This window comes from Mucilaginibacter sp. (genome assembly GCF_028287845.1).
In the GTDB taxonomy this organism is placed as follows: Bacteria; Bacteroidota; Bacteroidia; order Sphingobacteriales; family Sphingobacteriaceae; genus Mucilaginibacter.
In genome coordinates, this window is sequence record NZ_JAQBOW010000052.1 from 1 (window position 1) to 13,709 (window position 13,709).

At 39.6% G+C, this 13,709-nt stretch carries 10 protein-coding genes; 9 read left to right on the plus strand and 1 reads right to left on the minus strand.

Annotated elements, in window-relative coordinates:
- On the plus strand, positions 1-687 hold a 687-nt coding region (locus JWP71_RS04845; protein WP_299497620.1), incomplete at its 5' end, for a DUF1080 domain-containing protein.
- A 32-nt stretch (positions 688-719) separates the two neighbouring features.
- On the opposite strand, the gene JWP71_RS04850 is transcribed toward JWP71_RS04845, so the two are convergent.
- Positions 720-1,040 carry a phosphoribosylpyrophosphate synthetase gene (locus JWP71_RS04850; protein ID WP_299497621.1) on the minus strand — a complete coding sequence of 107 codons (321 nt, stop codon included), beginning with the start codon at positions 1,038-1,040 and terminating at the stop codon, positions 720-722.
- A 208-nt stretch (positions 1,041-1,248) separates the two neighbouring features.
- Here JWP71_RS04850 and fucP point away from each other — a divergent pair, with 208 nt between their 5' ends.
- The 8 genes from fucP to JWP71_RS04890 all read left to right on the plus strand — a co-directional run.
- Positions 1,249-2,499, plus strand: coding sequence for an L-fucose:H+ symporter permease (gene fucP / locus JWP71_RS04855; RefSeq protein WP_299497622.1), 1,251 nt, complete (start codon positions 1,249-1,251; stop codon positions 2,497-2,499).
- Between the two features lie 85 nt (positions 2,500-2,584).
- A complete protein-coding gene (locus JWP71_RS04860; protein ID WP_299497623.1) occupies positions 2,585-3,460 on the plus strand; it encodes a YitT family protein in 876 nt (291 codons plus the stop codon).
- Between the two features lie 1,015 nt (positions 3,461-4,475).
- On the plus strand, positions 4,476-4,622 hold the full coding sequence (locus JWP71_RS04865) for a hypothetical protein (protein WP_299497624.1): 147 nt from the start codon (positions 4,476-4,478) through the stop codon (positions 4,620-4,622).
- A gap of 121 nt (positions 4,623-4,743) precedes the next feature.
- On the plus strand, positions 4,744-5,340 hold the full coding sequence (locus tag JWP71_RS04870; RefSeq protein WP_299497625.1) for a sigma-70 family RNA polymerase sigma factor: 597 nt from the start codon (positions 4,744-4,746) through the stop codon (positions 5,338-5,340).
- 98 nt (positions 5,341-5,438) lie between these two features.
- Positions 5,439-6,608: a FecR family protein gene (locus JWP71_RS04875; RefSeq protein ID WP_299497626.1), complete on the plus strand. Its 1,170-nt coding sequence runs from the start codon at positions 5,439-5,441 to the stop codon at positions 6,606-6,608.
- A 190-nt stretch (positions 6,609-6,798) separates the two neighbouring features.
- On the plus strand, positions 6,799-9,039 hold the full coding sequence (locus JWP71_RS04880) for a GH92 family glycosyl hydrolase (protein WP_299497627.1): 2,241 nt from the start codon (positions 6,799-6,801) through the stop codon (positions 9,037-9,039).
- Between the two features lie 39 nt (positions 9,040-9,078).
- Complete coding sequence (locus JWP71_RS04885) at positions 9,079-11,346, plus strand: GH92 family glycosyl hydrolase (protein WP_299497628.1); 2,268 nt, start codon at positions 9,079-9,081, stop codon at positions 11,344-11,346.
- A gap of 9 nt (positions 11,347-11,355) precedes the next feature.
- Positions 11,356-13,709 (plus strand): glycoside hydrolase family 2 TIM barrel-domain containing protein (locus JWP71_RS04890; RefSeq protein ID WP_299497629.1); only part of this gene is annotated, 2,354 nt, incomplete at its 3' end.

The window sequence follows — 13,709 nt, forward strand, 5'->3', positions numbered from 1 at the left end:
CCAATAGGATATGATAAAAATGAAGCCCAATTGGTATCTGTAACAATGGTTAACAATGAACCTGTGGTAAGAATAAGCGGCGAAACCTATGGCTGCATATTTACCAAACAGGAGTTTCAAAACTATCATTTAAAGCTAATGGTAAAATTTGGCGATAAAAAATGGACACCCCGATTAAATGAGCCGAAAGACTCAGGACTGTTATATCATTCGCAGGGCGAATTGGGGGTGGATTATTGGCGATCATGGATGCAGGCCGAGGAGTTTCAAATAATGGAAGGTGGCTTTGGCGATTATTGGTGTGTAGCGGCCGTAGGCGCACATATTAAAATGCATGATCCAGCGGCACGAAAGGATATGGCTGTTTATGACCCCAAAGGTATTGATACGCAGATGGGTGTGGGTGGGCATCGATCAGGATTTGTACAACATAGCCACGACTACGAAAAAACCGGCGACTGGAATAGTGTTGAACTAATTTGTTACGGCGATAAGAGCCTGCAAATAATAAACGGCCATGTAGTAATGGCACTTACCCAATTGGTATATAAAGATGGTGACTCTATTAAGCCGTTGGTTAAAGGAAAAATACAATTACAAAGTGAAGCCGCCGAAGTTTTTTATAAGGATGTACAGATAAAGAGCATTAACAGTATACCGGCGGAATATGCGTCTTATTTTGAATAAAATACAAGTATAGCCAGGGATTATTATGATAGTTAACTATCCGTTTGCTGATATTTATAGTGCAGCTTATTAAGGGTTTCGGTAGCAATTGGATCTGCCGATGTACCATAGCCTGTTACCAAAACACCCTTAACACCGGCAGGAGAGGCCAGCGCATAAACCGTAGCTTCATCACCGGGATCGGATTCGCCTTCGTAACGGTACAGGTCTACAATCTCAAATTCATCTGCCGGGTAGGCTTGTTCGCCAATTAGCAGTTGGTTTTCTTTTAAATTTAAATCAAGCGTAAAGCCTTGTTTGCGCAATTGCTCAATGGCTTCGGTAACGGTGGCATAATGAAATTTCTGTTTCATGGCAGTAGGGTATAATTAACAATAAAATTAAGAAATAAATAATGTAAAAATGAAATGATATTACCTACCTGAACCTGCCTGATCCCACCCTAACCCAACCATAATTGCAGGGATTTAATCAAGGCACCTGCAACTAATCACTTTTTTTTCTTAAACTCGTGGCCTATAAAACAATACCAATTTTTAATAATTCTAAAAAGAATCTAAAGTGTCAAATAATACTAAGCACGCCTTTACCGAGCGCAAATATGTAGTAACATTAATATGTGTAGTTAGCTTATTCATGATGTGGGGTATTTCCATGACCATGGGCGATGTACTTAATAAACACTTTAAGGAAGTATTGCATATATCCAAATCAAGATCAACTCTTATACAATTTTCCATTTTTGGGGCATATGCAGTAATGGGTATACCGGCTGGTTTGTTTATGAAAAGGTTTGGCTATAAGTATGGCGTATTATTGGGCCTGCTGTTGTTTGCTACCGGAGCATTTTTATTTATACCTGCAGCCGATGCTGCCTCATTTACTTTTTTCAGAATATCATTATTTATACTGGCCTGTGGTATGGCAACGCTCGAAACTGTCGCGCATCCGTTTGTGGCAAGCCTGGGCAGCCAGGAAACCAGTGCACAGCGTTTAAATTTTGCCCAGGGATTTAATGGCGTAGGTGGAATAGCGGGCCCGCTTATTGGGGGTTATTTTATTTTAAGGGCCGGGCAGGTACACTCCAATGATCTTTATTCGGTTAAAGTGGTATATACTATTATTGGTTGCGCCATATTACTTATTGCCTGCGGATTTTTCTTTTTAAAGATACCGGATATAACAGAAGACGTATCAAATAAAGACAATCTGCTAACGGCTCCGTTGACCGAAGAAACTAAACTGCAAAGCTTAAAAGGATTATTTAAACACCGGCATTTTGCCTGGGCTATTTTAGCGCAATTTTGTAACGTAGCCGCGCAGGCTGGTACATGGGCATTCTTTATTATATACGGGGTGGAGGTGATGAAACTCCCTGCCGACAAGGCTGCATATTGGTTTGCTTTTAGTATGGTATTAAAAACAATTGGTCGTTTTTTGGGCGCGTTCTTAATGCGATATATTCAATCTAATAAATTCCTGGCTACGTTTGCTACAGGTAGTATTATCATGTGTCTGATTATTGCGCAGTCTTTTGGATGGGTATCATTTATTGCTTTAATGATGCTTAACTTCTTTTTAAGTGTAATGTATCCCACAATTTACAGCCTGGGTTTAAAAGACCTGGGGCCATACAAACAGCAAGCCTCATCATTTATTGTAATGGGTGTTGCGGGTGGCGCTGTATTTCCATACCTGATGGGATTAATTGCCGATCATAATGTTGCCACAGCTTATTACCTGCCTATAATTTGTTATACATTTATTGTGTTGTTTGCTATTAAATTATCCAGGGTTAGGATAGCTCATTAAATCTGCAAGATGTAAAAAGAGAACCGCGTGCTATTAGTTTCGCTTAGATTTACTTATATTTCATATAACATTTAATACGAAGTATATGAACAGGAAGCAAGCATACCGGCGGATAGAAATTACCAGGATTATAATGATTGCCATTGGCATAGTTAGCGCCGCGTTTGGGTTAAAAGGATTTTTAATACCCAATGAGTTTATTGATGGCGGTGTTACGGGTATATCCTTATTAATAAGCTCCATTACGGGATGGCCAATATCAATATTGATCCTGATTATTAATATTCCGTTTATTTGGTTGGGCTATAAGCGGGTTGATAAACTCTTTGCTATTAAAACGTTGACAGCAATTGTAATTTTAGCCCTGGTATTATATTTTGTAAGCTTCCCGTTAATAACTAAGGATAAATTGCTGACAGCCGTTTTCGGCGGATTTTTTTTAGGTACCGGTATAGGTCTGGCCATGCGGGGCGGCAGCGTAATAGACGGAACAGAATTGTTGGCGGTTTATATTAATCCGCGCTCTGTTTTATCAATAGGGCAAATCATCCTGGTTATTAATATTTTTATATTTGGTATAGCGGCCTTTTTTTTGGGTATTGAATCGGCGTTATATTCTATACTTACTTACCTGGCGGCAACACAAACTATAAATTATATAGTTCAGGGTTTTGATGAATATACCTCGGTAACTATTGTATCGCCTAAAAGCGAGTTGATAAAAAATGTTATAACACGACATTTGCATCGCGGTGTTACTGTGTATAAAGGCGAACGAGGTTTTGGCAAAACTGAAATTGGAGAAAAGCAGGTTGATATACTAGTTACAGTTATAACCCGGCTTGATGTGCAGAGGCTGGTTACCCGTGTACAGCAAATAGATCCTAACGCGTTTATCATTACCAACTCGGTATCAGAAGTAAGAGGCGGACTAATTAAACGACAACCACTGGCTCATTAACCTAAAACCGCATAGTAGCTGTACCGGTTTTTGGCATACCCCATTTTTAAGCTATTTACACAAAGCAGAGCCTTTCTTGTTGGATTAAGTATCGGTTTGGCAGGCATTTTGCGGATTTTTTGTCAGTAAAATAGGTTTATGTCATGTTGGTGACAAAGTGTCGGCTAATTTTTTTAAAAATGTTAAGGGATTGATAATTGAGTTTTTTTTCATGAAATTTTTCATGAAAATGCGTCAGACGCCCTTTTTTTTCGGTTAAAATCTACTTTCGACACGTTTTATGGTGTTATATCACCTAAAAAAACCTAATATTTATAATTGTCAGCGATTTTTTCATGTATTTCTGACTTTTTTTAAAAAAATATTTTTTTGTCTTTAATAACGCTATATTTTTTATTTGACGATTTTAAAACACAACTAAATTCTTATTAAAGTCATTGGTTTGTAAATGATTTTTTTAAATACTTAATTTCAAAATTTGCGTTTTTTCGCCATGTACGCCTCCAAAATTTTATGGCATATTTTGTGACGATAACTGTACAAAAGAATGCAATTTATTCTCGCTCCTAAACCTGAAATTGTAAGATGAAGGTATATCAGAAAGAAGTTATTGTTTTCTGAAAGAGCTATAAATCATTTAATAATTAAATTAAAATCAAAACATTATGTTAGTAGTATTAGAAGTTGTTGCATTATTAGGCGCCATTATTATTCCATTGGCTTACCAGGCTAACAAAGCTGAGTCTAGAAGAGCAGCAAAATAATTTGAGTAGTCATTTACTCATTAACAAAAGGGATTGTCTTAGACAGTCCCTTTTTTGTTTTAAGGGTGTGGTGTAGCGCGGTACCTGCTACACTGGTAACAAGGTGCAAATTTTACTTATCAGAAAAAATTGATAATACCCAATACAATTCTGTCCCCAAGGCAATCGCTTTTAAAATTGCAGGCAGGCATAGCTTCAAAATATAAGTACCGGTTTGGCTAAAGCCCGTCTATAATTATAATCTTAGCCCGTTGGCTGAAGCCAACGGCAATAAAAAAACTATTTTGCTATCATTGCCGTCACATTTATGTGACGGCCCCATAAAAGAATTAGTACCGGCTTTAGCCCAAAAATCGCCATTATGGGTAAATGACCCGTTTGGTACAGTCAATTTTTAAAAGCGATTTCCCTGTTCTGTCGCTATAATTTTTGTAATTGTTGATTTTATTAAATAGGTTTACGTATTGCCCCAATTACAACCTTACAACCAAATCAATTACCTGCTGAATTAATATTATTATGGGTGTAGAGAATTATACTGATTCTGAACTTATCATTCGGTTGCAAAACAATGAGGTAAAAGCCTATAACAGTATCTATTTTAAATATCATCAGGCTATTTATAAAAACATTTTTAAACTGTTGAAGGATGCCGAAGAGTCTGAAAATATTTTACAGGAAGTATTTATTGCGTTATGGTTAAACAGGGCAAAGTTAGATCCCCAAAAACCTGTTGCTAACTGGTTGTTTGTAGTAAGCTATAACAAATCATTAACCCATTTAAAAAAGGCTTTAAAGCAGGCTTTAACTTTTATACCCATGGAAGGCGATTTTGCATTTGATGATAATACAGACGCTTTTTTAAAAGAAGCCCGGCTGCAACTAATTAATGAAGCTTGTTTAAACCTGTCGCCGCAAAAACAGAAAGTCTTCGATTTGTGCAAGCTGCAGGGTAAAAGCTATGAAGAAACAGCGCGCGAGCTCAATATATCTAAACACACCGTAAAAGAGTATTTATCAATTGCTGTTAAAAGCGTTAAAGAATATGTGGATAAACATCCTGATGATCAGTTAGTAGGTATTTACCTGCTGGTTATTGCCAAAATGATGTTATGATAATGTATCTTCCCGAGAGTAAATATTTTTTTAATTATCCCCCCCTTTTTCATAATAGGAGTATTTAAAAGATAATAACAGGATTACCATTGCGTAAAATGAATAGCGAAAGAGAACAATTAAAGCAACTACTTAATAAAGCAGAATTATCGCTTACAGAAAAAGACTGGCTTTTAAATTATATAGAAAGTACCGACGGGCACGAGTTAAAGAATATTTTAAAGGCCGGGTTTGAAGATGACCTTAATGATCCTCAGCCAATAAATCCGTTCTTTTCTAACAAAATACTCGCGCGGCTGCATCAACAAATTGATGTGAAAAAAGTGCCGCCCCACGGCATAAAGCAAATGTGGGTTAAAATAGCTGTAGCGGCATCTGTTATTGGTTTGCTTGCAATTGGCGGCCGGTTCCTTATTAATAATAACAAGGCTGATAATGTAGCCAATACCCCGCGCGAACTAAAAAATGATATTAGCCCGGTTACCGAAAGTGCCATACTTGCCCTGGCCAATGGCTCAACCCTGCAATTAGATAAAATTAAAGACGGTACAGTTATTAGTCAAAATAGCGCCAGCATTATTAAAACAAAGGGGAAGCTGGTCTATAACTCAGCTACTCCTGTACATACAATAGTCTATAATAGCGTTACTACGCCGCGCGGCGGTAAATACCGTGTTGCTTTGCCTGATGGTACGCAAGTATGGTTAAATACGGCCTCGTCTATTCGTTACCCTACCGCTTTTTTTGGTAACAACCGGCTGGTTGAAATTACGGGCGAAGCTTATTTTGAGGTAACCAAAAATAAAAAGTTGCCTTTTGTTGTGAAGGTTAATAATTCTGAAGTGCGGGTTTATGGTACTCATTTTAATGTGATGGCTTATAGTGATGAAGCGATGATTAAAACCACGTTGCTGCAGGGATTGGTAAAATGTGTAAATGGTAAATCAAGCGTTATACTTAAACCCGGCGAGCAATCTGTACTTGAAAAAGACGGGCAATACAAGGTAGCTGCCCATGTTAATGTTAATGATGCCATAGCCTGGAAAAACGGGATGTTCCATTTTGTTAATGCAGACCTGGCGTCAATTATGCGCCAGGTATCAAGAGCCTATAATGTAGGTATAGTTTATAATAAAAAAGCAAGCGATCACCATTTTGTGGCAGACATATCTTTAAATTCACCATTATCAGAAGTGCTGAAAACACTGGAATTAACCGGTGAAGTACATTTTGAGATCAAAGGAAGACAAGTAATTGTAAATCCGTAATTTTATTGGGGTAGCCAGGTATTTACGCCTTTGATTGGTAACAATTTTATCACCTAAGTGAAATTGGCACCTAATTAACATTTTGTTATTCAATATTAATTAATTATCGCTTAATTCGTACCTGCAATCGATGTCATAAGATGCGATGTGCCAGCAAACCTATTATAAAGTATAACCCTATTAATTAAACATGAAAGTAAGAAACCTGCTTTTTTTATTCACCTGTATATTATTCGCAATGGTGGGTAACGCGCAAACAAAACAAAGCTTTTTAAAATATGTTGATCCGTATATTGGAACAGGCGGCCACGGGCATACCTTTATGGGCGCAAGCGTTCCTTATGGTGCCGTACAGGCGGGGCCAAACAATATTAACAAGGGTTGGGACTGGTGTTCGGGCTATTATTATGCCGACAGCGTTTGCGTAGGTTTTGCGCAAACCCATTTAAGTGGTACCGGTATTGGCGATTTGGGCGATGTTTTAATTATGCCTTTCACCGGTGCGCCGCGCACAGACAGGGGTACACAAACTGTTTTAGGCTATTCGTCAAAATACAAGCATAAAAATGAAACGGTTAGTCCTCAATACTACAGTTTGAAGCTGGATAATGGCGTTAAGGTTGAGCTAACCGCTACCGAGCGTGTTGCTTTCCATAAATATACTTTCCCGGCAAATGAGCAGGAAAACATCATTATAGACCTAAGCGAAGGTAATCAGGACAGATCAACCGATACTTATTTAAAATTAGTTGATGACCATACCATTCTGGGTTACCGTTTTTCGAGCGGATGGGCAAAAAATCAACAATTATGGTTTGCTATAAAAAGCTCGGTATCGCTTAAAGATCTTAAATTATTTAATGCTAACGATGCAAAACCGGGTACCGAATTAAAAGATAAAAAAGTAAAGGGCCTGATTAGCTTTGCTAAACCTCAAGGTACCGTATCGTTTAAAGTAGGTATTTCGCCTGTTAGCAGCGAGAATGCGTTGGCAAATATCAATGCCGAAATACCTGCCTGGGATTTTGCTGCCGTTGTTAATCAGGCGAAAGCAAAATGGGAAAAAGAATTATCAAAAGTGGCTGTTGAAACCAGCGACCTTGCCCATAAAAGAACTTTCTATACCGCGCTTTATCATACTATGATAGATCCGGCATTGTTTAATGACCATGATGGCTCTTATCGCGGTACAGATAAAAAAGTTTATCCAAACCCGGGCTTTAACAATTACTCTGAGTTTTCTTTGTGGGATATCTATCGCTCAACAGCCCCTTTAAGTACTATAATTCATCAGGATAGGGTTAAAGATTTTATCAATTCATTATTAGTAGCCTACCAGCAGCAGGGCAAGTTGCCTATATGGCCGTTAATGGGTAACGAAACAGATTGTATGGTGGGTTATAGCGCCGTGCCGGTAATTGTTGACGCTTATTTAAAAGGCTACAAAGGCTTTGATGTAAATTTAGCTTACGAAGCGCTTATCAAATCATCAACCCGTGATGATTATGGCATGAAATACATTAAAGAGAAAGGTTATATTCCTGCTGATAAAGAATACGAATCAGTATCAAAAGCGATGGAATATGCTATTGACGATTGGTGCATTGCCCAAATGGCGAAAAAATTAGGTAAAACTGCCGATTACGCAGAGTATACCAAACGTGCTGGCTACTATAAAAACTATTTTGACGAGTCTATTAAATTTGTTCGCCCAAAAATGAGCGATGGCTCATGGAAAACACCTTATGATCCATTAAAATCTATCCACGGCAAAGGCGACTTTACCGAAGGTAACGGCTGGCAATATACCTGGCTGGTACCGCAAGATGTAGAGGGGTTAATTGCTTTAATGGGCGGTGATAAAGGCTTTATAGATAAATTTGACGAGTTTTTTAAAGTAACAGGCGATATGGGTGCCGAAGCATCTTCTGATATTTCCGGGCTGATAGGTATGTATGCGCATGGTAATGAGCCAAGTCACCCTATGACCTATATGTATGCTTTTGCCGGTGTACAATGGAAAACCGCAGAGAAAGTTAGACAAGTAATGCGCGAGTTTTATACGGATAAAATTGACGGTTTGGCCGGTAATGAAGATTGCGGTGCCATGTCATCATGGTATATAATGTCGTCGATGGGGTTTTATCCATGTAACCCTGCAAGCGGCATTTATGTAATGGGCAGCCCGTTATTTGATAAGGTGAAGATTGATGTGGGCGGCGGTAAATTCTTTACAACAACTGTAATTAATAACAGCAGCAAAAATATCTACATCCAAAGCATGGAGCTAAATGGTGTAAAATATGATAAAAGCTTTATCAAACATCAGGACGTTATGAAAGGCGGCAACCTTAAAATAACCATGGGCGACAAGCCTAATTATAATTTTGGTAAATTGGCTGTTAACAGGCCAAAATCACAAGTAGAATAAATAACTTTAAACTAATATTCCTTTATAAAAACGCTAACAATGAATAAAAGTATTTCACGCTTATTTACAACAGCTTCTTTATCAATAGCAGCTTTGTTTTATTGCACCGCACCCGTTGTTGCCCAAAAAAAGAGCAGCAGCGCCAAAGAAGACAACCTACAATATGTGGACCCACGGATAGGTAACGTTGGCGCTTTATTACAGCCTACGCGCCCAACGGTTCAATTACCTAACCAGGTAATGCGGATGTTTCCAATTAGGGCAGATTATATTGACGACCAGATTTCAAGCTTTCCGTTATGTATAGTTTCGCATCGTTTAGGCGAGGTGTTTTCTTTAAAACCATCGGTAAAAGTATTGTCGCTTACAGACTGGCGCACAAAACAAACCTGGGATCATGATTTGGAAGTAACTCGCCCCTGGTATTACTCTACTTATTTAATTGACGATGAAATAACCGTCGAATTTACAGCAGGCAAAAAAACAGGCTTATACCGTTTTGAGTTCCCGGCTAATGCAGCGCATAAAACATTGCTTTTCGGGCTTTTAAATCCGGGTGTTGGTTCATTTAACTTTAACGGTAAAGAAGTAACCGGTACAGAAACCTATCATGATAATATAAAAGTTTACCTGTACGGTACATTTAGCGCCGAAGGTAAGGCCGGTGTTGTTAAAGATGGAAAGATAGCCGACGAAACCAATGTTGAAGGTAAAGGCGTAAAATCATTCATCAGTTTTGCACAAAGCGCGTCAAACAAAATCGAGTTCAGATATGCAATATCATACATAAGCCCTGAGCAAGCTAAAAAGAATTATACCGAAGAGCTAACCGGCAAACAATTTGCCGATATTAAAAATGCCGGCGAAAAAGCATGGGCCGATGTAATAAATAAAATTAATGTTGAGGGTGGTACCGAGGCTCAGAAACGCTCATTCTACACAGCGTTTTATCGCTGCAACGAACGTATGGTTAATATAACCGAAGATGGCCAGTACTACAGCGGTTTTGATAATAAAATACATACAATTACTAATAACAGGCCGTTTTATGTAGATGACTGGACTTGGGATACCTACCTTGCCCTGCATCCATTACGCACCATATTGAACCCTAAACTGGAAGGCGATATGGCAAACTCTTATGTGTTACAATACCAGCAATCTGGCTGGTTACCAACCTTCCCGGTATTATTTGGCGACCATGCTTGTATGAATGGATTCCACTCTACAACAATGCTGTTGGATGATTACCGTAAAGGCATCCGTAATTTTGATGTACCTGCCGCTTATGATGCTATGATAAAAAATGCTACCCAGGCTACTATGCTGCCATGGCGCAACGGGCCCAAAGGCACATTAGAAGATTTTTATTATGCTAAAGGTTACTATCCTGCTTTAAAAGTTGGCGAGAAGGAAACCATACCTGAAGTAAACTCTTTTGAAAAAAGACAAGCTGTTGCAGTAACCTTAGGAACCTCTTTTGATGATTGGTCGCTTGGGCAAATGGCGAAAGAATTGGGTAAGAATGATGATTATGAAAAATTCAATGCCCGGTCTAAAAACTATAAAAACCTGTGGAAGGACGATATAAAAATGTTTATGCCTAAAGATGCAGATGGCAACTGGATAAACATCGATCCTAAATATGATGGTGGTATTGGTGGTCGTGATTATTTTGATGAGAACAATGGATGGACCTACTTATGGCAGGTACAGCATGATATACCGGGTTTAACAGCCTTGATGGGTGGCAAAGCTGCAATGCAGGCTAGATTGGATCAACTATTCCGCGAGCCGCTTGGCCGCAGCAAGTATGAGTTTTGGAGCAAGTTCCCTGATGCTACGGGCCTGGTAGGCGAATTCTCGATGGGTAATGAGCCAAGTTTCCATATTCCATATTTATACAATTATGCCGGCGCTCCATGGAAAACACAGGCCCATATTCGCCTGTTATTAGATCTATGGTATAAAGACAATGTATTTGGTATTCCGGGTGATGAAGACGGTGGCGGTATGACGGCTTTCGTTGTATTCTCTTCTATGGGATTTTATCCTATTACGCCGGGCAGCCCAATTTATACTATAGGCAGCCCTGTATTTAAAAAGGTTACTATTGATCTGCAAAATGGCAAACAATTTACTATGATAGCAAACAATTGCTCGGTAGTAAATAAATATATCCAGAGCGCGAAATTCAATGGAAAAACCATTAATACACCACAATTTACACATGCCGAATTAATAGCCGGTGGTAAATTGGAGTTAGAAATGGGCCCAAAACCAAACAAAAGCTGGGGATTAGATTAATTCAATCAGATGAAATATATTAATGTGATTAAAAGAGCGGGTTCTATACCTGCTCTTTTTTTATTTGTGGTCATTGCTTGCCATAACTTTGCTAAAGCACAAGGCATAAAGTTTAACCGCGATATATCACCTGCCGAAGGGATAATCTCCCCGCAGGAAAAACCATATCGCGAAGAAATATGTCTTAATGGACGCTGGGATTTTCAGCCGGTAGCCATTTCGCAGGATTGGAAACCAAATATGGGTATAGCGCCAGAGCTTACCCCACCCGAGGCCGGTAAATGGGAGGAAACTAAAATAAAGATACCATCACCGTGGAATGTGAACAGTTGGGGAGGAGGAAGCAATGTAGGTAAGGGTACCAATCAGCCTTACGCGCCGTCGTCTGTTTATTATCCAAGCTACCCCAAGAGTTGGGAGAGTGTTAGGATGGGTTGGTTAAAACGCCAATTCACCGTGCCTGCAAAATGGGTGGGCAAACGCATTATAGTACATTTTGAAGCCGTAATGGGCGATTTTGTGGTGCTGGTAAACGGCAAAAAAGCAGCCGAGCATTTTGGCGACTACCTGCCATTTGATGTTGATGTAACCGACTTGATAAAAAGCAACCAAAGCAATGAACTGTTGGTAGGGGTAAGAAACCGCAACCTGTTTAATAAAACAGATACTAAATACCGCTATTTCCGTTCCACCTATCCGCCGGGATCAAATACCGATGGACTGGTTGGTATATGGCAGGATGTGTTTTTGTTTGCTGTACCGCAGGTGCGGGTAACTAATGTATTTGTAAAACCCTGGGTTGATAAAGATCTGTTAGAGTTTGATGTGCAACTGATCAATCAAACTAACAAAATACAGAAAATATCGCTTGCCGGCAATATTAAACAATGGATAAACCTTGCCGGTAAGGATGTGTTAACTGCTCCCGAAATTAAATGGCAGTTAGGCAAAATCGCCTTAATAAATATAGCTGCATCGTCAATAACGCTGCAACCCGGCGAATCAAAAAAGATAACGCTTAGTACCAAAGTTAAAGGCCGCTTAAAATATTGGAGCCCGGCTACGCCAAATTTATATACTGTGGTATTAAATGTAAATAATCAAAAGCAAGTTCTTGATACTAAAAGCGAGCGTTTTGGCTGGCGGCAGTTTAAAATTAATGGCAAAGACTTTTACCTGAATGGCAGCAAAATTCAATGCTTTGCAGATATACAGCACCCGTTTGGTGCCTATGTAGAATCGCGCAGGTTTGCTTATGCCTGGTTTAAAATGATTAAGGATTTTGGCGGCAATGCGGTGCGTTTACACGCGCAGCCATGGCCTGCAACCTATTTAAGTTTAGCCGATGAAATGGGCCTGATGGTATTGGATGAGGCCGCGCTTTTCGGCAGCTCGCTTTCATTGAATTTTGGTGAAGAAATTAGCTGGGAACGCACCGCCAAACATATTGACGACCTGGTTATGCGCGACCGTAACCACCCGGCAGTTATTGGCTGGAGCGCGGGGAACGAGTTGTTTGCTATATCGGCCTATAATAAACCTACGCCGGATATTGCCGCTATTTGGGAAGAAAAAAGCGTTGCGCTGGCGCGTCGCCCCGCACTGCTTGACCCTACCCGCGATTTTATTACCGATGATGGGGATGAAGATATGCACGGAAAATTGGCCGTTTGGAGCAAGCACTTCTCGCATGGCATTACCCTGGAGCGTTTGCCTAAAGTAGTAAACAAGCCGTTGGTTGTAGGCGAATCGGGAGCCACCTATTATGGCAAGCCAAACCAATTGGTGCAGTTTGCAGGCGATAAACCTTACGAATCTTATTATGGCCGTAACGAAGCATTGGCGGTTGATGTTTATCAAAATGTAATTAAAATGGCTAAGCCATTGCTGGCTTATTATTCACCATCCGAAGTTAGTTGGTTCGGTATAGAACACATGAATTTGGGATACAGTGATTATTCGCGCCTGCCCGATCTGAACGATGGTGTTTTCGCCGGCAAACCTTATGAGGAAGGCAAGCCGGGTTACCAGATAGAACGCATTCCGCCTTATGTAACAACGTTTAATCCGGGATTAGACCCTTCATTGCCATTGTATAAACCCTTGCCAATGTTTGAAGCATTAAAGGCAGCCATGGCCGGTAAACCGGGTAAGTGGGATCATATTCTTGATACCGCCCGGCAACAAAAATTTATCCCGACAGAGGCTAAATTTAGCCGTGCCATATTTATAGGTAAAATGGATGGCGCATTAGCCAAATTCTTTAATAATATGGGTTTGAGTTTGGATGGGAATAAAGAAACTGCCTCATTAATAATTATTGATGGCGATAATGTTGCCGCAAGTGAGTTGGAGCAAAATAA

Coding starts and splice junctions, on each gene's coding strand:
- JWP71_RS04850 (WP_299497621.1), bottom strand. CDS start 1,040: ATGAAACAGAAATTTCATTATGCCACCGTTACCGAAGCCATTGAGCAA.
- JWP71_RS04860 (WP_299497623.1), top strand. CDS start 2,585: ATGAACAGGAAGCAAGCATACCGGCGGATAGAAATTACCAGGATTATA.
- JWP71_RS04870 (WP_299497625.1), top strand. CDS start 4,744: ATGGGTGTAGAGAATTATACTGATTCTGAACTTATCATTCGGTTGCAA.
- JWP71_RS04875 (WP_299497626.1), top strand. CDS start 5,439: ATGAATAGCGAAAGAGAACAATTAAAGCAACTACTTAATAAAGCAGAA.
- JWP71_RS04880 (WP_299497627.1), top strand. CDS start 6,799: ATGAAAGTAAGAAACCTGCTTTTTTTATTCACCTGTATATTATTCGCA.
- JWP71_RS04885 (WP_299497628.1), top strand. CDS start 9,079: ATGAATAAAAGTATTTCACGCTTATTTACAACAGCTTCTTTATCAATA.